General features: G+C 44.8%; 26 protein-coding genes and 1 riboswitch. Of the genes, 21 read left to right on the top strand and 5 right to left on the bottom strand.

Features of this window, described 5'->3' with window-relative positions:
• Window positions 1–14: 14 nt before the first annotated feature.
• Window positions 15–428 carry an HIT family protein gene (locus ACQKMP_RS07200; protein ID WP_042185945.1) on the top strand — a complete coding sequence of 138 codons (414 nt, stop codon included), beginning with the start codon at window positions 15–17 and terminating at the stop codon, window positions 426–428.
• Window positions 429–497: 69 nt separating this feature from the next.
• On the opposite strand, the gene ACQKMP_RS07195 is transcribed toward ACQKMP_RS07200, so the two are convergent.
• Entirely contained in the window at window positions 498–830 is a 333-nt protein-coding gene (locus ACQKMP_RS07195) for a hypothetical protein (RefSeq protein ID WP_339246038.1), read from the bottom strand.
• Window positions 831–1,027: 197 nt separating this feature from the next.
• Window positions 1,028–1,136: riboswitch (guanidine-I (ykkC/yxkD leader) on the top strand.
• 86 nt (window positions 1,137–1,222) lie between these two features.
• Between ACQKMP_RS07195 and ACQKMP_RS07190 the strand changes: the two genes are divergently transcribed.
• From ACQKMP_RS07190 to ACQKMP_RS07180, 3 genes are all read left to right on the top strand, one after another.
• Window positions 1,223–1,567 carry a DMT family transporter gene (locus ACQKMP_RS07190; protein ID WP_042125357.1) on the top strand — a complete coding sequence of 115 codons (345 nt, stop codon included), beginning with the start codon at window positions 1,223–1,225 and terminating at the stop codon, window positions 1,565–1,567.
• Window positions 1,568–1,882 (top strand): DMT family transporter, encoded by a 315-nt coding sequence (locus ACQKMP_RS07185; RefSeq protein WP_042125359.1) that lies wholly within the window; start codon window positions 1,568–1,570, stop codon window positions 1,880–1,882. It begins immediately after the preceding gene.
• A gap of 134 nt (window positions 1,883–2,016) precedes the next feature.
• Window positions 2,017–2,916, top strand: a complete 900-nt coding sequence (locus ACQKMP_RS07180; protein WP_339246042.1) for an aldo/keto reductase — start codon at window positions 2,017–2,019, stop codon at window positions 2,914–2,916.
• Window positions 2,917–2,995: 79 nt separating this feature from the next.
• On the opposite strand, the gene ACQKMP_RS07175 is transcribed toward ACQKMP_RS07180, so the two are convergent.
• Window positions 2,996–4,069, bottom strand: coding sequence for a M42 family metallopeptidase (locus tag ACQKMP_RS07175; RefSeq protein WP_042185952.1), 1,074 nt, complete (start codon window positions 4,067–4,069; stop codon window positions 2,996–2,998).
• Between the two features lie 548 nt (window positions 4,070–4,617).
• Between ACQKMP_RS07175 and spoVAC the strand changes: the two genes are divergently transcribed.
• From spoVAC to ACQKMP_RS07100, 15 genes are all read left to right on the top strand, one after another.
• Window positions 4,618–5,121, top strand: coding sequence for a stage V sporulation protein AC (spoVAC, locus tag ACQKMP_RS07170; protein ID WP_042185955.1), 504 nt, complete (start codon window positions 4,618–4,620; stop codon window positions 5,119–5,121).
• The gene (gene spoVAD, locus ACQKMP_RS07165; protein WP_427469076.1) at window positions 5,118–6,149 is read left to right on the top strand and encodes a stage V sporulation protein AD; all 1,032 of its coding nucleotides are present in this window, start codon (window positions 5,118–5,120) and stop codon (window positions 6,147–6,149) included. The genes spoVAC and spoVAD overlap by 4 nt, the downstream gene beginning before the upstream one ends.
• 2 nt (window positions 6,150–6,151) lie before the next feature.
• Window positions 6,152–6,502, top strand: a complete 351-nt coding sequence (gene spoVAE / locus ACQKMP_RS07160) for a stage V sporulation protein AE (protein ID WP_036675923.1) — start codon at window positions 6,152–6,154, stop codon at window positions 6,500–6,502.
• Window positions 6,503–6,693: 191 nt separating this feature from the next.
• Window positions 6,694–7,650 carry an AAA family ATPase gene (locus ACQKMP_RS07155; RefSeq protein WP_076284318.1) on the top strand — a complete coding sequence of 319 codons (957 nt, stop codon included), beginning with the start codon at window positions 6,694–6,696 and terminating at the stop codon, window positions 7,648–7,650.
• A 1-nt stretch (window position 7,651) separates the two neighbouring features.
• Window positions 7,652–8,896: a DUF58 domain-containing protein gene (locus tag ACQKMP_RS07150; RefSeq protein ID WP_042185961.1), complete on the top strand. Its 1,245-nt coding sequence runs from the start codon at window positions 7,652–7,654 to the stop codon at window positions 8,894–8,896.
• 1 nt (window position 8,897) lies between these two features.
• Complete coding sequence (locus ACQKMP_RS07145; protein ID WP_427469075.1) at window positions 8,898–11,135, top strand: DUF4129 domain-containing transglutaminase family protein; 2,238 nt, start codon at window positions 8,898–8,900, stop codon at window positions 11,133–11,135.
• Window positions 11,136–11,223: 88 nt separating this feature from the next.
• Complete coding sequence (locus ACQKMP_RS07140; RefSeq protein ID WP_042193454.1) at window positions 11,224–11,745, top strand: YqeG family HAD IIIA-type phosphatase; 522 nt, start codon at window positions 11,224–11,226, stop codon at window positions 11,743–11,745.
• A gap of 2 nt (window positions 11,746–11,747) precedes the next feature.
• On the top strand, window positions 11,748–12,875 hold the full coding sequence (gene yqeH / locus ACQKMP_RS07135) for a ribosome biogenesis GTPase YqeH (RefSeq protein WP_042185965.1): 1,128 nt from the start codon (window positions 11,748–11,750) through the stop codon (window positions 12,873–12,875).
• Window positions 12,876–12,890: 15 nt separating this feature from the next.
• Complete coding sequence (gene aroE, locus ACQKMP_RS07130; RefSeq protein ID WP_269321813.1) at window positions 12,891–13,766, top strand: shikimate dehydrogenase; 876 nt, start codon at window positions 12,891–12,893, stop codon at window positions 13,764–13,766.
• A 57-nt stretch (window positions 13,767–13,823) separates the two neighbouring features.
• Window positions 13,824–14,117 (top strand): ribosome assembly RNA-binding protein YhbY, encoded by a 294-nt coding sequence (gene yhbY / locus ACQKMP_RS07125; RefSeq protein WP_042185967.1) that lies wholly within the window; start codon window positions 13,824–13,826, stop codon window positions 14,115–14,117.
• Window positions 14,118–14,151: 34 nt separating this feature from the next.
• Window positions 14,152–14,754, top strand: a complete 603-nt coding sequence (locus ACQKMP_RS07120; RefSeq protein WP_042185968.1) for a nicotinate-nucleotide adenylyltransferase — start codon at window positions 14,152–14,154, stop codon at window positions 14,752–14,754.
• A complete protein-coding gene (yqeK, locus tag ACQKMP_RS07115; protein WP_042185970.1) occupies window positions 14,726–15,304 on the top strand; it encodes a bis(5'-nucleosyl)-tetraphosphatase (symmetrical) YqeK in 579 nt (192 codons plus the stop codon). The genes ACQKMP_RS07120 and yqeK overlap by 29 nt, the downstream gene beginning before the upstream one ends.
• On the top strand, window positions 15,301–15,648 hold the full coding sequence (rsfS, locus tag ACQKMP_RS07110; protein ID WP_042185972.1) for a ribosome silencing factor: 348 nt from the start codon (window positions 15,301–15,303) through the stop codon (window positions 15,646–15,648). The genes yqeK and rsfS overlap by 4 nt, the downstream gene beginning before the upstream one ends.
• Window positions 15,645–16,565, top strand: coding sequence for a CvfB family protein (locus ACQKMP_RS07105; RefSeq protein ID WP_042185974.1), 921 nt, complete (start codon window positions 15,645–15,647; stop codon window positions 16,563–16,565). Before rsfS ends, ACQKMP_RS07105 begins: the two co-directional genes overlap by 4 nt.
• A gap of 100 nt (window positions 16,566–16,665) precedes the next feature.
• A complete protein-coding gene (locus ACQKMP_RS07100) occupies window positions 16,666–17,436 on the top strand; it encodes a class I SAM-dependent DNA methyltransferase (protein ID WP_042185976.1) in 771 nt (256 codons plus the stop codon).
• A 261-nt stretch (window positions 17,437–17,697) separates the two neighbouring features.
• Here the strand turns inward: ACQKMP_RS07100 and ACQKMP_RS07095 are convergent, their stop codons facing one another.
• Window positions 17,698–17,856: a hypothetical protein gene (locus ACQKMP_RS07095; RefSeq protein ID WP_036675694.1), complete on the bottom strand. Its 159-nt coding sequence runs from the start codon at window positions 17,854–17,856 to the stop codon at window positions 17,698–17,700.
• Between the two features lie 130 nt (window positions 17,857–17,986).
• Window positions 17,987–18,943 (bottom strand): ArsR/SmtB family transcription factor, encoded by a 957-nt coding sequence (locus ACQKMP_RS07090; protein WP_042131966.1) that lies wholly within the window; start codon window positions 18,941–18,943, stop codon window positions 17,987–17,989.
• A 326-nt stretch (window positions 18,944–19,269) separates the two neighbouring features.
• On the opposite strand from ACQKMP_RS07090, the gene ACQKMP_RS07085 reads away from it, so the two are divergent.
• Window positions 19,270–20,535, top strand: coding sequence for a glycoside hydrolase family 27 protein (locus ACQKMP_RS07085; protein ID WP_405175954.1), 1,266 nt, complete (start codon window positions 19,270–19,272; stop codon window positions 20,533–20,535).
• Between the two features lie 12 nt (window positions 20,536–20,547).
• A complete protein-coding gene (locus tag ACQKMP_RS07080) occupies window positions 20,548–21,507 on the top strand; it encodes a glycoside hydrolase family 43 protein (protein WP_427469074.1) in 960 nt (319 codons plus the stop codon).
• A 93-nt stretch (window positions 21,508–21,600) separates the two neighbouring features.
• Here ACQKMP_RS07080 and ACQKMP_RS07075 read toward each other — a convergent pair whose 3' ends face one another.
• Complete coding sequence (locus tag ACQKMP_RS07075; RefSeq protein WP_149647879.1) at window positions 21,601–22,128, bottom strand: hypothetical protein; 528 nt, start codon at window positions 22,126–22,128, stop codon at window positions 21,601–21,603.
• Window positions 22,129–22,206: the final 78 nt, after the last annotated feature.

The following is a 22,206-nucleotide window of genomic DNA, read 5'->3' as shown; positions in this document are numbered from 1 at the left end:
ATGGAGTGTGCTATATGGAGTGTTTGGGGTGTCGGATTGCTAACGGAATTGAGCCTAACGTAAAAGTAGTATATGAGAATGAATTTATTACTTGTGTGCTAGATATCGCTCCGTTTAACGAAGGACATCTACTGATCCTTCCTAAAAAGCATTATTGGGATCTCGAAGAAATCGATTCAGAGACTTCCTATGCGATAATGGACGCATCAAAGAAGCTGTCAATCGTCTTGAAGGATCTATTCAAACCGGATGGCATAAGCATATGCCAAAATGGCGGGAAGTTTAACGACCTGACCCATTACCATATGCACCTTATCCCTAGATACGAAGGAGACGGATTTGTTTGGAGTGAACCACTACACCCGCACGGTGCTGAGAATTTTTTAAGTCACACGCAAGCAAAGATTATTGGTGTTTTAAAAAAGTAACAATCATAAAAAGGGCATTCCTGAAGAAATATCAGGGATGCCCTTTTCCTTTTGTTATAGAGTAACGCTCTAATCACATCCGCCACCGCCACCAGCATCTCCGCCACCGAAATCTCCCCCGCTGCTGTGCCCGCTATCCCCGCCCCAGCTATGACCGCTGTCATGTCCAGAATGGTGATGGGAGTCGCTCCCGTGATGTTGATGGTGATATTGGTGATTAGAATGATTCGGGTTATTTGGATCCAGCAGATCTGGATGGCTAGCTGCCATAAAAGACATGCTGGCGGCGTCATCTCGTCTATTTCTCTCAAATCTGTTACTGTTCGAGTTTGAACCATTACTAACTATGGACTGTATGATTATAAATACAACGACTCCAATAAACAGTATCCCAAAGACCATTAGATCGCCCTCCTAGTTGTTCATTATAAGCTGTATTCACTTAAATTGTACCATAATATTGAATAAATGGATTTAAGGAAATAAAATCACCGCTTATCTTTAACCTCTCTTCATAATTGCTATGAGTTTGTTCTTTTTTTATTTAGAAAAGGTTGATTTTATCACCCCGATTTGCTACCATACGATGTAACTTAATAGTTATTGTTTTCTAGGGTTCCGCAGCTGGTGCACAGCTGGTCTGGTCCGAGGGAAAACGCACGAACAGCATCGTTCGTGTCTACACGGAGGGATAAAAGCCCGGGAGGTATCGTTATAAATGACGATGACCTTCCGGGCTTATTTGTTTGTTTCGTGGGCAATTATAAAGTTAGTGAATTGAAGGAGGGCTTGGAATGAAGAACAATTCAGAGTGGTTAAAGGTAGTTGGTGCAGCTGTTTTCGAGGTCATGTGGGTCATCGGCTTAAAACATGCTTCCACGATGTGGGAGTGGCTGATAACTGTGGTAGCTATAATAATAAGCTTCTATGTGATGATTTCAGCGAGTACCAAATTGCCGGTCGGCACGGTATATTCCGTGTTTGTTGGTCTAGGAACTGCAGGGACAGTAGTTGCGGACATGGTTTTATTCGGAGAACCGTTCAAGTTGATGAAGCTGGTTCTAGTGGTTATTTTGCTGGCAGGCGTTATAGGATTGAAAATGGTGACCAAAGAAGCCGAAGTAAAGGGGGAGTCTTAAATGGCATGGGTATTTCTGGTCGTTGCTGGTTTATTTGAAATGTTTGGAGTAGCTATGATTAATAGGTTGAATAAACACCGGAATTTCCTGTCGTTCGCGCTGCTCTTTCTTGGTTTTGGAGCAAGCTTTCTGTTTCTGTCTTTAGCTATGAAGAGTCTGCCGATGGGAACAGCTTATGCGGTATGGACGGGGATCGGCGCATCCGGCGGAGCGATTCTGGGGATGATATTGTATGGAGAGGCCAAAGACTGGCGCCGGATCGTCTGTATTATTATGATTCTGGGGGCCGCTGTGGGACTAAAGCTGATAGCTTAGTTAGGTATTCATTCTTTACTTTTTCTCTTCAAAAGAGAGATTAGTTATAAATTGGACACGATTCAGATGTTTAGAAAGGTTCTTATAGGTCGTATAAAGTAAGTATACAATACTTCAATAAGGGGATTTTTAATATGACTAAGGATTCAATCGAACATTTGGCTGAAATCGCAAGAATGAACCAATCTAACCGCATGCTGCTTCCAGATGGAACGTCACTTCCCAGAATTGGGCAGGGAACTTGGAATATGGGTGACGACAATGCCCGTAGGGAGGAAGAGATTGCTGCCCTGCGATTAGGCGTGGAGCTAGGCATGGATTTAATAGATACGGCTGAGATGTATGGGGACGGACGCTCGGAGCTTTTAGTAGGTGAGGCCATCCAAGGCATTCGGGATCAAGTTTACCTGGTGTCAAAAGTCTATCCACATAATGCCGGGAATGAGCAACTTATCCGCAGCTGTGAAGAAAGCTTGAAACGCTTGAATACGGATCATCTGGATCTTTATTTGCTGCATTGGCGGGGAGATATTCCACTAGAAGAGACTGTTGTCGGTATGGAGAAACTAGTCTCACAAGGAAAAATAGCAAGATGGGGTGTATCCAATTTCGATGTCGACGATATGAAAGAACTGCTTGGTATTGCTGGAGGAACTCATTGTGCAACCAATCAGATTCTATATCATTTAGGGTCCAGAGGAATTGAAACTGAACTGCTGCCATGGCAGAGAAGTCACAAGATCCCGGTAATGGCTTACTCACCGCTTGCTCAAGCTGGTTCACTCCGAAAAGGAGTAATCGAGAGTGAAGTCGTTCAGGAAATCGCCAGTGCACATCAGGCAACACCGCTTCAGATTATGTTAGCTTGGACGATGCGTGAAGAGGATGTTATTTCTATCCCAAAAGCTTCTTCTCGTAAGCACGTCATTGAGAATGCTGCTGCAGGCTTGATTACGCTAAGTGACGATGAAATTTGGAAGCTGGACGAAGCTTTCCCAATACCTTCTTGGAAAGTACCGCTAGATATGATTTAAATCCGTTCTATTCACATAAAGAGAAGCCCTCAATCACTGTAAAAGTGTTTGAGGGCTTCTTCTGTCATTCCTTGTGCGATTAGCTGTTCTCAATAATTGTCTGTAGTGTAGTCCGGTCAAGGCCTTCTACCAGTTTGATCAGAAGCTCTTTAGCAGCATCGTAGTCATCACTGTGAATCACTGATGAAGCGGTGTGTATGTAGCGGGAGCATATTCCGATTACTGCGGAAGGAACGCCAATTCCACTAACATGAACCTGACCTGCATCTGTTCCGCCTTGGGATACAAAATACTGATATTTGATCCGGTGGGTATCCGCTGTATCTTGTACATATTCAATCAGACCGCGATGTGTAACCATCGTAGGATCAAAAATACGCAAGAGAGCTCCTTTGCCCAGATGGCCAAATGCCTGACTGTCACCAGTCATATCGGCAGCAGCGCTCGCGTCCAGACCGAAGAAGATGTCAGGTGACAGGAGATTAGCCGCAGTACGCGCACCCCGAAGACCTACTTCCTCTTGTACAGTGGCACCAGCGAAAACGGTATTCGGCAGCTTTTTACCGTGCAATGCTTTAACTAGTTCAATGGCGAGACCTACGCCGTAACGGTTGTCCCAAGCTTTCGCCAAGATTTTTTTGGGATTAGCAAGGGGAGTAAAAGGACAAATCGGCAGAACTTGTTGGCCTGGTCTAACGCCAAAGCTTTCTGCTTCTTCACGGCTGTCTGCACCGATATCAATATACATTTTGCTGATTTCGCCAGTCTTACCACGTTCTTCATTGCTTAGCAAATGGATAGGCGTACTGCCAACAACTCCGGTCAGTGTTCCTTTAGGTGTAATGATATGTAGGCGCTGGGATGCAACAGCAGAGGCAAGCCAGCCGCCAAGTGGTTGAAAACGAATCATACCGGTGTTAGTAATTCCAGTTACCATGAAACCTACTTCGTCAAAATGCCCAGCGACCATAATCTTTGGCCCGTTCTCTTCGCCGCGCAGTACGCCGAACAAACTACCGAGACGATCCTGTACGAACTCTTCAGTATAAGGAGTCATAGCATCCTTGACGTAAGCGCGGAGTTCGCGCTCAAATCCTGGGGCTGAGGGAAATTCGGTAAGTGTTTTGAACATGTCCAATGTTTCTTGATTCATATGAATTCACTCCTTTATTAAAATATAAGAACTCATTTATACATCATTCTTATATTTCTACGAGAAACGGATGTTATCCATAATGGACCACATCGTTATTTCTTCCTGCAACTTAGTATGAACATTCTGAGCTCACTTGTCCATGACAAGAGACAATGAACACCGGGCACGAGCTCCACGAATACTATGCATTAGAGGCTTTGGTGGCAGGAGCCTTAGAAAGGATGCGAAGATGAATGAGGGTAGCGGGTAGCGTACCCCCAAGAAGGGTGCAGGGAGGATTATCAAGTAGGAGCCTACAAGGAAACGGAACGCGCAGACGATACTGGCGCCACAATCCAAGGGAAAGAGAAGCAGTACTTATTTTTGTGCTCTTTTTATTGCTGATTGTTGTGTTACTGTATTTTTCCTGAACTGGAGGGACATAACGAAGCGGAGGATGGCAAACAATAAGGAAAACTTCTAAGCGAAGAATAACTTAAGGGGCTTAAAAGTGAGTACTATGATGCTTGTCAGCCCCCTTCGCCTAACTTTCAGGAGGTGCCTCAATGCCGGCGAAAACTAAGAAATCGGGTGTCAAGCTGAAGCTTGACACCCTGACTCCACAAGATTATGAGAAATTGTCCAAGCCTTTTGTTCCTGCTAGGCCCGTATTCAAAAACTGCATACGAGCGTTTATTGCTGGCGGCATAATCTGCGTTATTGGACAAGGGATTCAGGAGGCTTTTATGGCAATCTTCGATATGACCTCCAAAGAAGCTGCCAGTCCCACAGTCGCGGTGATGATCCTACTCTCTGTAATTCTGACCAGCTTTGGCGTGTACGACAAAATGGCGCAATGGGCTGGTGCAGGAACCGCAGTTCCAGTGACCGGGTTCGCAAACAGTATGTGCTCTGCAGCTCTGGAGCACCGCGCTGAGGGTCTTGTACTTGGTGTAGGCGGCAATATGTTTAAGCTTGCGGGTTCGGTCATCGTATTTGGTGCCGTCGCTGCTTTCATAATTGGTATCGTCTATATCTTTTTGGGCACAGGAGGTGCACACCATACATGAAACAGCTTGGTAGTCAGACATGGGAGTTCACGAACCGCCCCATTATTTTAGGCTCTTCCGCAGTAGTTGGACCGGAGGAGGGAGAAGGTCCTTTAGCTTCTGATTTTGATTTTATTTTTGATACGCTGGAAATGGATGAGAAGACATGGGAGAAGGCCGAGCGCGCTCTGTTCGAGAAGGCTTCCCATCTGGCTCTGATTAATGCGAATATCGATAAACAAAAGCTGGAGTTTTTTGTCGGCGGAGATTTGATGAACCAGATTATCAGCAGCTCTTTCGCGGCAAGAAAATTAGGTGTGCCTTATCTCGGAGTCTTTGGTGCTTGCTCTACTTCTATGGAGAGCCTTGCGATTGCCTCAATGATCGTTGATTCTGGAGGCGGTAAGTATGCGCTAGCGGGAACATCAAGTCATAACTGTACGGTGGAGAAGCAGTTTCGTTATCCAACGGAATATGGTTCGCAGAAACCCCCAACGGCGCAATATACAGTTACAGGTTCGGGTTGTGCTGTAGTGGGTCAGAATGACGGTTCGGGTAACTATCCAGTCGTGGTGTCTGCCACGCTTGGACGTATTATGGATCTTGGTTTGACAGATCCTTTTAATATGGGGACGGCTATGGCACCCGCGGCCGCGGATACAATCACTGCGCATTTTCGGGATACAGGTCTATCGCCAGGGCACTATGATTTAATTGTTACCGGCGACCTGGCATCCGTAGGGTTACCTATAGCCAAGACCCTATTGGCTAAAGAAGGAATTCCTATGGAGCAAACAACCTTTGACGATTGTGGTTTGCTTATCTACGACTTGGAGAAACAGAAATATGTGATCGCTGGAGGAAGCGGCTGCGGGTGCTCAGCGGTTGTAACCTATGGTCATATCCTTAAGCGGTTAAAAAAAGGTGAACTTAAACGGGTTCTTATAGTGGCAACGGGCGCACTTTTATCACCTTTGTCTTATCAGCAGGGAGAGAGTATTCCATGTGTTGCTCATGCCGTAGCCATAGAGAGCGGAGGTCAAGCATAATGATGATTTACTTATGGGCTTTTCTGATTGGAGGAGCCATTTGCGTTATAGGACAGCTGATGTTCGATGTATTGAAGCTGACACCTGCACATACGATGAGTACCTTAGTTGTAGCCGGAGCGATTGCTGATGCTTTTGGTATCTACGACCCACTTGTGAAATTTGCGGGTGCTGGGGCAACCATTCCGATCACAAGCTTTGGGAACTCATTGGTTCATGGGGCATTAACGGAGCTGGAGCGGGATGGCTGGATCGGTGTAGTTACGGGTATCTTTGATATTACAAGTGCGGGTATCTCGTCAGCTATTGTGTTCTCCTTTTTGGCAGCTTTAGTTGTACGGCCGAAGGGGTAAAGTTGATGCTACATGAAAAGGTTGTCGTCAGAAAAAGACGGCATCCTTTTTTTGTTATTTTAAAATTGTAGGATGTTTCATCTTATGGTTTTTTTTGTATCCTCACTTCGTGATCTTCAACAATGTACTTTGGGTCCCCTAATCATGTAAAATATAAATAATACTGTTTATTCTGACTAGGAGGATCATATATGCCCGTACGTCAAGAATCGATGCACACTATGAATGCTGTACGCACTAATTTGGAATCCTGCATACTTGGAAAATCATTTGAAATACAATTATTGTTAACCGCTCTGCTTGCTGGTGGTCATGTATTGATCGAGGATGTACCGGGAACAGGAAAAACCCAGCTAATACGCGCACTTTCAAGATCAATGTCCGGTGAATATCGCCGAATTCAGTGTAATCCAGATATACTTCCGAGTGATATTACAGGTGTATCTGTTTATCATCCTAGGGATGAGATGTTTCATTTCCGGCCTGGTCCGGTGATGACGAATATTTTGCTAGCCGATGAAATTAACCGTGCTACTACGAAGACACAATCCGCACTTCTGGAAGTGATGGAGGAACGAAACGTTACCGTAGATGGAGAGACGTATCCACTTCCTCATCCTTTCATGTTATGCGCTACCCAGAATCCGATAGACTTTGAGGGAACCTATACACTGCCTGAAGCCCAATTAGATCGATTCATGCTGAGAATTAGCCTTGGATATCCTGATGCAGCGACGGAGAAAAATTTATTGCTGAGCCATCAGGAAGGCCAACCGGTGGACAGGCTTTCGCCAGTAACAAGCATGGAACAAATTGCAGGGATTCAGGAAGAAATTCGCGACATCTTCATGAGTGATCCTGTGCTGAATTACTTGTTAGATATTGTGCGGCAGACAAGAGAACATCCACTTGTAATGCTGGGTGCAAGTCCACGTGCCTCACTATCCTTTATGATGGCTTGTAAAGCTTATGCCTTTTTGCAAGGACGAGATTACGTTCTGCCTGATGACGTGAAGATCCTTACTCCATTTGCCTTGGGTCATCGAATATTGTTGCGTCCAGAGTCGCGCCTAGATAATATTAGCGTAGAATCTTTGCTTCAAAAGCTTCTGCAGAGTATTCATGTGCCTGTTACGATGAGGCAATGATATGAGACGTTATTTGTCGTCGGTTGCAGCCATCATTCAGCCCTCTAAGCTTGCAAGCATCCTTGTAATTTGGAGTATTACACTCTTATATGTACTTTTTCAGGGCGGGAAAACAGCATTTATGTTGTTTATCATGGTCTCTGTACTTATTGCATATTTGATTGCTGGAGGTTTAGGAGGCGTTCGGCGAGCTAAGGGCACTCGCAGTCTTTATTCTGAACAAGACAAGGGAGATTTGCTCTCTGCCGGAGGGCATCTTCGTGTAAAACTAAAGGTTACAATCCCCGGGATTTTACCCTTGCCTTACGTTGTTGTAAGGGAAGTTCTTAAGCGGCATAATGGAGAATCGTGGGTATTTGAAGAAAGTGTGATTCCAAGCCTCAGAGGCATTGGGGAACTGAAGTTTCAGACACCAGCCTTAGAGCGTGGAACATACACATTCGCTAATACGGATATTATCAGCCAAGATATATTTGGGCTTGTCGAGCATAAGGGAACATTTTTATCGGAAGGACAATTTCAGGTTTTGCCTCGTGCGATCTACGTTCCGCGCTGGCAGTTATATGAGAGAAAATCTCGGCTATCTGGACCGCAGACATCCGTTGTTCAATCTCGGCGTGAAACCACACAGATTAATGGCGTCCGTGACTATGTATATGGTGATCGCTTGACGCGAATTCACTGGAACGCTACTGCTAAGACAGGCTCTTGGAAATCCAAAGAGTTTGAGCATGAGTCGATTCCCAAAACCATTCTAGTCCTTGATGGAAGCACATCAGCTTATATGAATACGAATCAGTTCGAACTAGCAGTTTCGGTGACGGCATCACTACTCGGCTTCGGCATTCGGGAGAGAATTGGAATTGGACTGTGTTGTTTGGATAAGACGACGAAGGTGTTCGCACCAGTTGAAGGTGCTGCTGAGCGTCAGAAGATGATTCAATATTTAATCGATCTAAACGCTGAGGGACGCGGTCCGCTTATCTCCCGATTGGAAAAAGGATACCGTATGTTTCCTAAAGGCTCTTACTTCGTGTTAATTAGTCCACAGCGTGGACAGCCTGTACTTGATGCACTACGTTGGGCTGACAGCAGAGGAATGACTGCTTCTCACATTCATGTGCGAAATTTGGCAGAGGTAAATAGAGGTAACGATTGGATAGACGTCCTTAGATCTCGTGGAATAACCGGTTATGGTATTAGCTCGCTTCAAGAGCTTCCCTCAGTGTTAGGAGGGGAAGGTTGATATGAGAACCTGGTGGAATCAGATAAAATTCTCCTGGCACCGTTCCGTCGGCCTATTATGGCTATTGATTATTGCACAGCAGTGGATTTCTTATACGGAACCCATCTGGCTAAATCAAACCACTGCTTCTGTATGGGCTGCCCTATTAACGATCACTGTCATTGAGATTTTTATCCCTGTTAAAGTCCAATTCAGACTGATTATAGAAGCAGTAGCTATTATCTATATCGTTTATCGCAACATTACTAATTATGGAATTTATGTTCCTGATCCATGGGCCACAAGCCTTCTTGATAAGCTCCAGGATATTAGTGTGTATATGGTGCCGTATATCTGGTTTGCTCTTGGTGCCTCTGCTTTGCTGCTGCTATCGTCTTGGTGGGTATCCTCTAAGAAGCGTATCTTATGGTTTATAGGAATGAACATTGTAGCGCTGGCTGCGCTTGATTCCTTTACATCTATTGTATTGTGGCAGGAAGTGGCTTGGACAGTATTTGCGGGTATGGGCTGGCTTGTCAGCCAGCACCTGAGAAGTTTTCAGCTACATTATCCGCGTGGATGGGTACATTTGCTGGAATATCCCTCGAAAATAGTCATGAATATCGCAATCGTCTTCTCTCTGGTTATTTTAATCGGTGTGAATATGCCGGATGTAAGGCCTACTTTGACGGATCCTTATACGGCGTGGCAAGAGTGGAATGGAATTGGAAAGTCTTCTGGTAAGAGCACAACTGGAACAACAAATTCCAATACGGGCTCAGGTTCCTCGGTTAATAATACTTCGTCTGGCTATAGTCTGAATGATGACAACCTGGGCGGGGGCTTTAACTTCGATTATACCCCGGTGATGACAGTAGTTTCAGATTTACGTGTTTATATGCGAGGAGAAACCCGCAGAGTCTATTCTGGAAGTGGATGGTCGGATAAGGATCGATTGAAGCGAGGACCAATAGAAGAGGTGGAGACGGGGAAATCCTTGGAGCAAAGTGTGGCTTCTAAGGTCACTACCCGCACATTGAAACAGACGGTTAAAGTGCTTAACAATAATGAATTTCCGGTGTTATTCGGTGCTTATTCTGTAACTTCGGTGGATTCATTGAATGGTGAGGCAGCCGGGAAGGGTCTTTTCTGGAGAGATCGTGATAGTGAGCTTCTATGGGATATGGATAAGAAGAAACTAGACTATCCCTCGACCTTCGAGCTGACTTCTGAAGTTCCCGTCATTCCTGTTCAGGAATTGACAGCAAAGACCTATGAGGAGCTATACAAAGGTAATGATCTGGAGGAAAGCTTCCTTCAGCTGCCTGATGACTTCCCTCAACGGGTTAAAGATCTGGCCGAGGAAATTACAGCCCAAGGAAGAACACCGTATGAAAAAACAGCACTTTTGCAACAATACTTACAACAAACCTTTCCATATACCAACAAGCCGGATATAACACGTGTTTCAAGTGAGGATTTTGTAGATGGATTTTTGTTCGAGCTGAAGGAAGGTTACTGTGATTATTATTCTACGGCACTAGTCACTATGGCACGTTCCCTAAACATCCCTGCAAGATGGGTTAAGGGTTATGCACCTGGAGAACAGCCAGAAATGCCTATGAATCTGGCGCAGCAGGTGGGTGCGGCAAATAATAATTACACGATTACCAATGCAGATGCCCATTCCTGGGCTGAAGTCTATTTTGGTGAGTATGGTTGGATTCCTGTTGAAGCTACACCGGGGTTTAATGTTCCTCTCCTGACTAAGAATGAGCAAATACCGGAGACAGACCCGGAAGATCAAGATGAAATGGCAGAACCAACACCTGCACCTGTGACTAATGCACAAGCAGATCAAGGCTTCCATGTGGGTTTATGGGTAATTTTGGCGGCAGTGGTTGTATTATTATCCTGGACTATTTTTAAAGTTTGGCATATTCGCTTTAAGCTTCGCTTCTTCGTTCAACAGATGCGAATGGGCCGACCTTTAACGCCTGATCAGAAAGTTGTGGCTGAAACTGAGCGTTGGGTAAGGTATTTGCATCGTAAGGGAATAATGAAGGAAGAGCATGAAACATTGCGTGAAGCCGTAGTCCGCTGGAGTCAGGAACGACCTGCTGTGGCCAATCATCTTTCTTCACTGCTAACGATGTTTGAACAAGCGAAGTATAGCCCTGATGTTATTGAAGACAAAGACTGGCAGAGCGTGTATACTGAAGCTTTGCGGCTGCGGAGAACGATAAGATCCAAGAAATAGCCTTTATGCAGTAAATCATTGCTATAGATTTATTTGCGTAGCGCATGGAGTATGTTATAGTTTTTTGTATGAAATCGAGGTGAACGTATTGTTTGAAATGTTAGTTCCCAAACTCCGGGTGAATACGGTATTCGATATTTCTCTAGAAGAGCTGTATCGACAGGGATACCGTGGAATCATTACGGATCTGGATAACACACTGGTCGGTGCCAAAGCGCCTGTGGCTACTCCGGAGCTGTTGTTATGGTTTGAGAAGGTGAAGGAAGTGGGCTTTAAGCTCATCATCGTATCCAATAACAACATGGAACGGGTGTCACGCTTTGCTACACCGCTTAATATTGAATTTGTGCATCAGGCTCGTAAACCGAGTAATGCTCCTTTTCTCAAAGCGATGAAGCAGATGGAGTTGCCACCGGAGCAGACGATTGTGGTGGGAGACCAAATGCTTACAGATGTATACGGCGGCAATCGGCTTGGCCTGTATACCGTATTGGTGCTGCCAATCTCCGTTAAGGATGAAGGGTTCGGCACAAGATTTAATCGTCGGGTAGAGCGAGTTGCTCTGACACGGCTTCGTAAAAAAGGATTGTGGCACGAGGAGGAAAAATAGTAATGAACGAACAAAGTGAAACACAGCGTACTGAGAAGTGTAGCGGCTGTGGTATCAAGCTTCAGACGGAGCATAAGGATCAACCAGGATACCTTCCGGAAGTCGCACTAGATCGGGACCCTGTGATTTGCCAACGCTGTTTCCGGATTAAGAATTATAACGAGGCTTCATCTGTTTCTGTGAACCAGGATGAATTTCTTCGCTTGCTGAGTGGAGTAGGGGAGAAGAATGCACTTGTTATTCATATTGTTGACATTTTCGATTTTGAAGGCAGTTTGATTTCCGGCCTTCAGCGGTTTGTCGGTAATAACCCAGTTATTCTTGCAGTGAATAAATGTGATCTGCTGCCTAAGGTTACGAACTGGAATAAACTGCGTAACTGGATGCAACAACGCTGTAAAGAAGAAGGATTGCGGACAGCTGAAATCGTACTTTGTAGTGCGAAACGTAATCAAGGCTTTGACCGTTTACTGGAAGCTGTAACAGAACTGCGTGGTGGGCGTGATGTTTATGTAGTGGGTGCTACGAATGTAGGGAAATCCACGCTTATCAACCGTTTGATTTCGGACTATAGTGATTTGGAGCAGGAGTTAACCACCTCGCGTTACCCTGGTACAACACTGGATACGGTCAAAATCCCACTAGATGATGGCCACTATATTATAGATACGCCAGGGATCGTGTATCCATGGCGTTATAGTGAACTAGTTGAGCGTCAGGATCTGGATGCAGTTATGCCGGCCAATCCGTTGAAGCCTGCTGTCTACCAGTTGAATGAAGGACAGACGCTATTCTTCGGTGGACTGGGACGTTTTGATTTCGTGCAAGGTCCGCATCAATCGTTCACTTGCTTTATTAGTGGTACTTTAAAAATCCATCGCACCAAACTGGAACGTGCAGATTCCCTTTATGCGGACCATCGTGGTGAAATGTTGTCTCCTCCAGGAAGTGACCGGATGGACAAGCTGCCACCATGGCAACGGCATGAGTTCCGAATTAATAAAGGCAGTCGGAGCGATCTATATATTTCAGGTTTGGGCTGGATTAAGGTCAACGGGACAGAAGGCGCAGTCGTGGCTATCCACGTTCCGCGTGGTGTGAAGGTGCTTACCCGCCCTTCGATGATCTAACGGGAGGCTATTACAGTGTCTTTGATAACTGCAACCGAGGGCTACAATACCGGGAATATTTTACTGGGCGTAATGGGAGATCCTATTATACAATCCAAATCTCCTATTATGCATGAAGCAGCACTGCAAGCACTGGGAATTCCGGGTGCTTACGTGCCGCTTCATATCCTTCCAGAGAATCTGGAGGATGCGGTGCAAGCGATTCGCACGCTTGGATTCCGTGGCGTAAATGTGACGATTCCGCATAAGGTTGCGGTGATGGCTTATGTGGATCTATTAGATGAAAGTGCGGTAGCCGTTGGTGCAGTCAATACGATTGTTAATAATAACGGGATACTCACCGGATATAATACGGATGGAATCGGTTATGTACGTTCGCTTAAAGCGGAAGCTATTTCTGATTTGTCAGGTACGAAGATTATGGTGATTGGAGCCGGTGGAGCAGCAAGAGGAATTGTTGCCGCACTGCTTCAGGAGAAGCCTTCTTCTATCCTTATCGCTAATCGCAGTGTTGATAAGGCACAGGACTTGGCTGCAGAGTGCCAGAGCAAAGGGAATGTGGTCGGGATTAGCATGAACGAAGTAGCGGAAATGCTAGATGGCGTTGATGTACTGATCAATACAACCTCCGTAGGAATGTATCCTCATATGGATGAGACACCTATAGATCCTGAACTGCTTCGTGCAGGGATGGTCGTAAGTGATCTGATTTATAATCCACTGCGCACGCGTCTATTGTTAGAAGGACTTGAACGAGGCTGTACGATTCATGGAGGCCTCGGGATGTTTGTCTATCAGGGAGCCTATGCACTGGAATATTGGACAGGGCAGCCTGCTCCTACGGAAATCATGCGACAGACCATACTCCATTGTCTGGGTGGAAAAGAGTAAGAAATGGATTCATCAATTTAGGGTAATAATATATGTTAATTAAGGAGTTATTCATTTATGTTAACTGGTAAACAAACACGGTATCTTCGTTCATTGGCGCATCACCTCGATCCTATTTTTCAAGTGGGCAAAGGTGGAGTAAACGATCACCTCGTACGTCACATTGAAGAAGCTATTGAGAAGCGTGAGCTTATGAAGATTAGTATATTGAGCAACAATATTGAGAATCCCAAGGAAATCGGTGCTGCATTGGCCGAACAATCGGGTTCTGAGCTTGTACAAGTGATCGGAAAGACCATTGTCCTTTACAAGGAATCGCGTGATAACAAAACTATTGAGCTGCCACGCTAATACCTGAAAGCATACTACCGAGGAGGTCGTCCTCTTGAAAGTTGGAATTATGGGAGGTACCTTTGATCCTCTTCATATTGGTCATATGATGGCAGCGGAAGCAGCTAGAGAAACTTATGGACTTCAAGAAGTATGGTTTATGCCTTCACATATTCCGCCTCATAAACATGAGGCAGGGGTATCTGGAGCAGATCGGCTGGCAATGGTGCAGGAAGCGATACACAATCATGAAGCTTTTCGCACATTAGATTGGGAAGTTGTCAGAGGTGGCGTTTCTTATACGTATGAGACCATAAGACGGCTGCAAGAGGCGTATCCGCATTTCGATCTTTATTTCATCATTGGAGCGGATATGGTCCAGTATTTACCGAAATGGAACGAGATTGAAGAGCTTGTGCAGCGGCTTACATTTATCGGCGTAGGTCGTCCGGGAACACCTCTTGATCTAGACGCATTGCCAACTTATATAGCAGAAAAGGTACTACTAGCAGATATGCCTCTGGTTGATATTTCGTCAACGATGTTGAGAGAACGGGCTGCAACTGGAAAATCCATTCGTTATATGGTACCTGAGGCAGTGTTCGATTATGTTCAAAGGAGTGGATTGTATGGCATACAGCCGCGAAGCTCTGATTGAGGCGGTCTCGACACAAATGCCTGCTAAGCGCTGGAAGCATACACTGGGCGTCATGGAGTCATCCATTCAACTAGCGGAGCAATATGGCGCTGATCCTGAGCGTGCGGAGACAGCGGCAATTCTGCATGATGTGGCCAAGTATTGGCCTGTGGAGAGAATGAAGGAGATTATCGAGCAGAATCATCTGAACTTGAATCTTCTGAAGCATGACAAGCAGCTGTGGCATTCGGAAGTAGGTGCCTTTGTAGCAGAGCAAGATTATGGGATCACAGATCCGGATATTCTTAATGCGATCCGTTTTCACACCTCAGGTCGTGAAGACATGAGTTTACTTGAGAAAATTGTCTGTCTCGCCGACTATATCGAGCCTGGCCGAGATTTTCCAGGCGTTGATAAGATACGTAAGCTGGCTAAAGTAAGTTTGGAAGAAGGACTAGTCGCTGGATTTGATTCTACGATTAGTTTGCTACTGGAAAAACGCCGAGTGATCTTTCCGTTAACGGTACTGGCGCGTAATGATTTAGTTAGAATATTGGAGGATAAAATATGAGTGTACAACCAAGCAAGCTGTTAGAACTGGCCCTTAAGGCTGTGGAAGATAAAAAAGCAATGAACGTAGTGGCATTAGATCTGCGTACTGTTTCACCGATTAGTGATTACTTTGTTGTATGTCACGGTAATTCGGATACCCAAGTTCAGTCCATCGCCACCGAAGTCCGCAAAGTGGTCCATGAAGCAGGCGGAGTAATTAAGGGGATCGAAGGAATGGATTCAGCACGCTGGGTGCTGATGGATCTTGGAGATGTTATTGTTCATATTTTCCACCGCGATGAACGTGAATACTACAATATTGAGCGTCTGTGGTCGGATGCGAAGGTAGTGGAGACTGTATGAGCCTGATTGCAGGAACTACAGTTACACTTAATGTAGTAAGAGAGGTATCCCCATACGGATTTTTCCTGAATGCAGGAGATCAGGATGTTATGCTGCATTATACTGAGCTTACCGAGAAGGTTAAGACAGGCGATAAAGTAGAAGTCTTTATCTTCTTCGATACCGAGGACCGTCTAGCGGCAACGATGAAGAAACCGTTTCTGACATTGGGCGAAATGGCCTTATTGGAAGTGGCTGATATCCATCCGCGTCTAGGTTGCTTCTTGGAAATGGGTCTCGGACGGCAGCTGCTGCTGCCTATTCGTGAGCTTCCAGAGCTTCCAGAGCTGCGCCCTCAGATCGGCGACTATGTGTATGCGATTATGGAGCATGATAAACAGGGGCGTCTTCGTGCTAAATTAGCTGGAGAACAGGAACTAGCTCCGCTAGCTCTTCCTGCGCCTGAATCCTGGATGGGACAGACTGTGACAGCCCGGGTGTACAAACCGCTGCAAATGGGGACTTTTGTTCTTGTAGATGCTGGGGTTTTAGGCTTTGGTATTATCGGTATGGTCCATTCCTCTGAACGGAGTCGTCTACTACGTCTTGGAGAGCAGTTCGAAGCACGTGTCTCCCATATTCGCGAGGATGGTCGTGTTAACCTTTCTATGGGTCTCCGTAAAGAAGTAGGCATGGATGTAGACTCTGCCACGATTTTGGAATTCTTGCATGCCCGTCCGGGTGGAGCGATGCCTTATTCGGATGCTACACCACCGGATATTATCAAGCAGCGTTTCGGAATTAGTAAATCAGCCTTTAAGCGTGCGCTTGGAAAGCTGATGAAGGAAGGCCATATTACCCAAAAAGAGAATTGGACGTATCTTGCTCCTAAGGAAGAGGAAGGTTCAACCGAGGGAAATGAAGAAACAACCGAATAATTTAAAACATAAGAGATCTTGTGGGGACGCCTAGAGCGTTTATGCTCGATGGGTCAATAATAGAATCATATTAAATGTTGTAATAGAAAGCGGTGTACTAGTGTCTTCCTATGGGAAATTTGCTTATGTATACGATGAGCTCATGGCAGATATGCCGTATCCTGATTGGATCTCCTTTGCTGAAACCGCATGGAGCAAATACGGTAAGCCTGTAACCGTGGCTGAGCTTGGCTGCGGCACCGGGAGTATCACTATTCCTTTGGCGGGTTCAGGGTATCATATGACCGGAATCGATCTATCTTCAGATATGCTCTCAGTGGCACAGCGCAAAATGGAAGAGCATCCCCAGGGACGGCGTTTCTTGCGTGAAGGTAGTGTTCGTTGGATTAGACAAAACATGAAGGAATGGGAGCTTCCAGAGCTTGTGGATTCTGTGATTTCTTTCTGTGATTGTCTGAATTATGTGCTGGAAGAAGACGATATCAGAGCTGTCTTTGCTAGTACCTTTGCAGGACTAAAGCAAGGTGGCACCTTTCTGTTCGATGTGCATCACCCAAACACACTGATCCGTTATGAAGAAGAGCAGCCCTTTATTCTGGACGAACCATCGGTGTCTTATATTTGGACTTGTGAGATGGATGTTCCACGCCGCGAAATAGAACATCATCTGTCCATTTTCGCTCGCGAAGAGGGACGGAGTGATGTATATCGCCGTTTCGAAGAGACGCATATTCAGCGTGCCTACGATCCCCAGTGGATGAAGGATGAACTGCTTAAGGCTGGATTTAGTGATGTGAAGACCTACGCCGATTTCGAGTGGATAGAGGCGGATGATGATGCGGAACGTTTATTTTATATTGCTATAAAATAAATATTCAACACTAAGAGGGGCTGTCCCAAAAGCTATGAAAATAGCTGATGGGACAGCCCTTCTTTTTTGAGTTCGGTGTGGTTCCTGCTATTGAAAACGAGGGGCTAAAAATAAGCAGATAACGTCATCTGAGTCCGTATGCTTCATGGAATGTTGGATTCATGATTCATGATTCGTGTATGAAGAAGTAGCTCTAATTGCGCAAAATATGTATATCAAAAAAACCGGGCAGTGTTTATGCCACCCGGCATCTTCCAATCCTTACCGATGCTCAAACAGATCAATGGCACCCAATACGACATGAGCCAGACCAAATCCAAGTACGCCTGTTGCTGCCATCTTATACTTGCTTCCAAGAAAAGCGGCGCTAGAAGCGGTTACGACGGTTCCAAGAACAGCGGGAATTAGACCTTCACGCATTCGAAACACTCCTTCTCGGTGGTTTGGGAGACAGGGTTATTATGAGTCAAACTCAAAAAAATATACAAAGTAAAAGAAGACCTTAGACCAGTTATTGCTGGTTCTAAGGTCTTTTTGTTTAGGGAATATTTTACTCTGATAAGGTAACGGCAGTACGAGAAGCGCCAATTTCTACTTCATGAACATCATATAGTACACGCGCCAGTAAGTCCTGGCTATAGTTGCCGAAATGTTTGCCGTAAATGGTGAGCCCGCGTTTGTTTACAGGCTTGTCCGTTACGGCTATCCGGAAAGTAAGCTCGCTCTTGTAATCAAGCTGAATATCATCCAGGGTCACGTCAGAAATCCGGCAACCGTCAATAAAGCTACCTTCATTATTAATACGGATCAGTTTGAGCATACCATATTGGTTTAAATGTGGAGGCCACCAGTCTGGATTAAACGTTCCACGGGTGTCTCCGAAATCTCCAGGACTAGTCCAGTAGCCGATTTCAATTCCATTTAAGTAGAAATAAAGATCGGAGGGATAGTTATCGTTAGATCCAGGGGCCTCAGAGCCAATCTCCATCGAGAATTGGATTTCGCGGAACGTTTGATTAGCTTTAAGATAGTTCGGAATTCTATATTCGAGAAAGCCTTCAGCCATCCAAATGATTTCGGATTCAATCCGCTGAGGATCAGCGAAATAACGGGGTTCGTCGAAGTCGCCGATAATGCTGTCTTTGGTAGCAAGACCGCAGGTCGGAACAGCCTGATAGTTGCTATAATGTCCTACTTGGATTTCTACTTCGTAGAGATTATCAACATCCTTGCTGCGAAGATCAACAATAAGCTTATCCTTATTTAAATAGCAGACCTTCTGAATACCGTGTTTACCCACAGATGTGTTTATCTCGATGAGACCGCTTTCTTCTAACTTTTTAATATGCATCGTAATTGCGCCATTGCTGAGGTTCAGCTTCTTGGCAATTTCATTCAGATTCAGTGCTTGATTGGTAGCTAAAAGTTCGAGTATGAGGATTCTGATTTCAGAACTAAGCGCCTTGAATATTTCAAGACCACTCATTAAATCTTTAATATAGATCATTTTATCAATACCTTCTTCCAAATGGTCATAAATGAATACTGTTTTATGAAATTATAAACTAATATAGCATATAAATAAAGCATCCTTCCTTATTTTGTAGAAAGATAAAAATAAGGGGGATTTTTTCCTGTTTTTGCATTTAATCTAATTTAATTTAAAAATTAATGAAACTAATTCACGAAATAAGATGGTTTTACACCGGAATCATGTTACTTTCACTATTTATTTTATAAAAGCATTAAAAGGTTTAAATAAATATGTTTACAAGTCTTTTTGTCTATGCTATTTTTAAACTGAAAGTCTTAGAAAAGGACGTGAAAATCATTATGTTAGCTGCAACGCCCCCGATGGGCTGGAATAGCTGGGACTGTTACGGAGCTAGTGTTAATGAAGAAGAGGTAAGAGGCAACGCTGAATATATGGCTGCTCATTTGAAGGGATTTGGCTGGGAATATGTTGTTGTAGATATTCAGTGGTATGAGCCTGGAGCGAACTCTTCGCAATATCGTAACTTTGTACCGCTGGTCATGGACGAGTATTCCAGACTTCAACCGGCAGAAAATCGTTTTCCTTCCGCAAAGGGAGGCAAAGGTTTTGCCCCACTCGCTGAATATGTGCATGGATTAGGGTTGAAATTCGGCATCCATATTATGCGTGGAATCCCTCGACAGGCCGTTCATGCGGCAAGTTCCATTCTAGGATCTGAGCAAACTGCACGTGATATCGCACATCCCAATTCTATATGTCCGTGGAATACAGATATGTATGGAGTAGATGCTTCTAAAGAAGGCAGTCAGGCTTACTATGATTCTCTCTTCCAGCTGTATGCCAGTTGGGGCGTAGATTATGTGAAGGTGGATGATATTGCCGCTTCACGTATTTATGGATACCACAAAGACGAAGTTGCCATGATCCGTAAGGCTATCGACCGCTGTGGTCGTGAAATGGTGCTTAGTCTTTCACCTGGACCTGCTCCGGTAGAAGAGGCTGAACACTTAGCTGAACATGCTAACCTGTGGAGAATGACCGACGATTATTGGGATCATTGGCATTTGCTGCGTGGAATGTTCGAGCGCTGCGAAAAATGGGCTCCTTACGTTCAGCCTGGACATTGGCCAGACTGCGATATGCTGCCGCTAGGTCATCTTGGGATTCGTTCCGTTGATGGCGGGGGAGACCGATTTACAAGGTTTACTCCAGACGAACAGGTTACCATGATGACGCTCTGGACTATATTCCGTTCGCCTTTAATGTTCGGGGGAGAGCTTAGAGACAATGATGAGTGGACATTATCTTTGTTAACCAATAGGGAAGTGCTTCACCTACATCATTTTGGTAAGGGTGGTAGACAAGTAGAGCGGAACGAAGAGTATGCAATCTGGACTTCTGAGGATGAACAAGGTAACCACTATGTAGCGTTGTTTAATCTCAGTGACAAAGAGTCGACACTTCAGGTATCGTTCCAAAAGCTAAATGTTTCAGTTCCAAAAACGATACGTAATCTGTGGCAAAGCCATGACCTGGAAGTTACTAATGAAGGGGTTACGCAGGTTCTTCCACCGCATGGTTCTGCATTGTTAAAGCTTTTATAGAGGAGAGAGATTATGGATACGAGTAGAGAGTACAACAACCCATTGGTGGAGCAACGTGCTGATCCATGGGTATATAAACATACGGATGGATATTATTATTTCACAGCTTCTGTTCCAGAATACGACCGGATCGAAGTAAGAAGATCGACAACCATCGAAGGATTAACTACTGCAGAACCAGTTGTAGCATGGCGCAAGTATGAGACGGGGCCGCTTAGTGCTAACATTTGGGCGCCGGAAATTCATTACATAGACGGAAAATGGTACATTTACTTTGCTGCAGCACGGACTACGGAGACGACGGATGGTTTGTTCGATCACCGTATGTTTGCGCTCGAGAATGCATCTGCTAATCCCTTAGAAGGAACATGGGTAGAAAAAGGTCAAGTGAAGACTGCTTGGGAATCGTTCGCTTTGGATGCGACAACGTTTCAGCATAAAGGAAAACTGTACTATGTATGGGCTCAGAAGGACCTGAATATTGAGGGTAATTCTAATCTGTATATTTCTGAAATGAGCAATCCGTGGACACTCACAGGTCCTCAGACTATGATTGCTACTCCAGAGCATGACTGGGAAATTATAGGGTACAAAGTAAACGAAGGCGCAGCAGTACTGAAACGAAATGGTTGTATCTTTATCAGCTTTTCGGCGAGTGCTACAGACTTCAATTATTGCATGGGACTATTAGTAGCGGATGAAGACAGCGAACTTCTGGAGGCAGCTTCATGGACTAAACTACCAAATCCTGTATTCCAAACAAATGAAGAAAATGGACAATTCGGTCCAGGCCATAATAGCTTCACGGTCAATGAAAATGGGGAAGATGTGCTCATCTACCACTGCCGCAATTATAAAGAAATTACTGGCGATCCTCTTTATGATCCAAACCGTCATACACGTGCTCAGGTCTTCCATTGGAATGAAGATGGCACGCCGAATTTTGGAGTACCTGTTAAGGATGCGCAATAAAAATAATCCGTTTTGCAAAAAAAAGAGGGTTACCCCTAAGCCACGTAAATGGCCGCTGGGTAACCCTCTTTTTCATATGTTACGTGTTGCTGCTTAAGGTATATATTGTTGCACGATGGAAGTGATTACGCCGTCTTGAATCGTAAGGTGATAAGGGAACTGGCTTAGATCGAAAATATCCGTTTTATTAAATTGATCGATAAATTGCTGTAAGGTAACGGCTTCGTTCCACTGAATGTCTAAGTCCTCAATGTTACCAGTGTGATCAAAGATCTGCATGGTGACTTTTGCGTTATCCGCGATCGGATAGGTTGTCAGTGTATCAACATCATTAACAACATAATATCCGTCTGGAGCTCCGCCAATTTCTGCTGCACCTTCTGGGTCTCTCTCAGCAAAGATTCGGTCAGCATCAGCACCCTGATACCAGTTTATTTCATCGGCTGTAATGGAAAGCTTGCCATTCTCGGATTGAATAGTATGGATATATACCGTCTGTTGCTGAGTCTTGCCACTATCTTGCGCATCTACTCGTGTTCCAACGGTACTAGCAGTAGTAATTAGGGAAAGAAACAATAGAACAACAACCGGTAACACATACGCTGACTTTTTCTTAAACATTAGAAATCTCCCCCTTGAGATATGTAAAAAGGTTGTATATATCTTATTACCCGCTACGTTTTTTCCTAAACGGGCTAT

This window comes from Paenibacillus sp. NPDC101420 (genome assembly GCF_050277435.1).
Classification (GTDB): Bacteria; Bacillota; Bacilli; order Paenibacillales; family Paenibacillaceae; genus Paenibacillus_AQ.
Note: the sequence above shows the minus strand (reverse complement) of the source record. Positions and strands in the feature narration are given on the sequence as shown.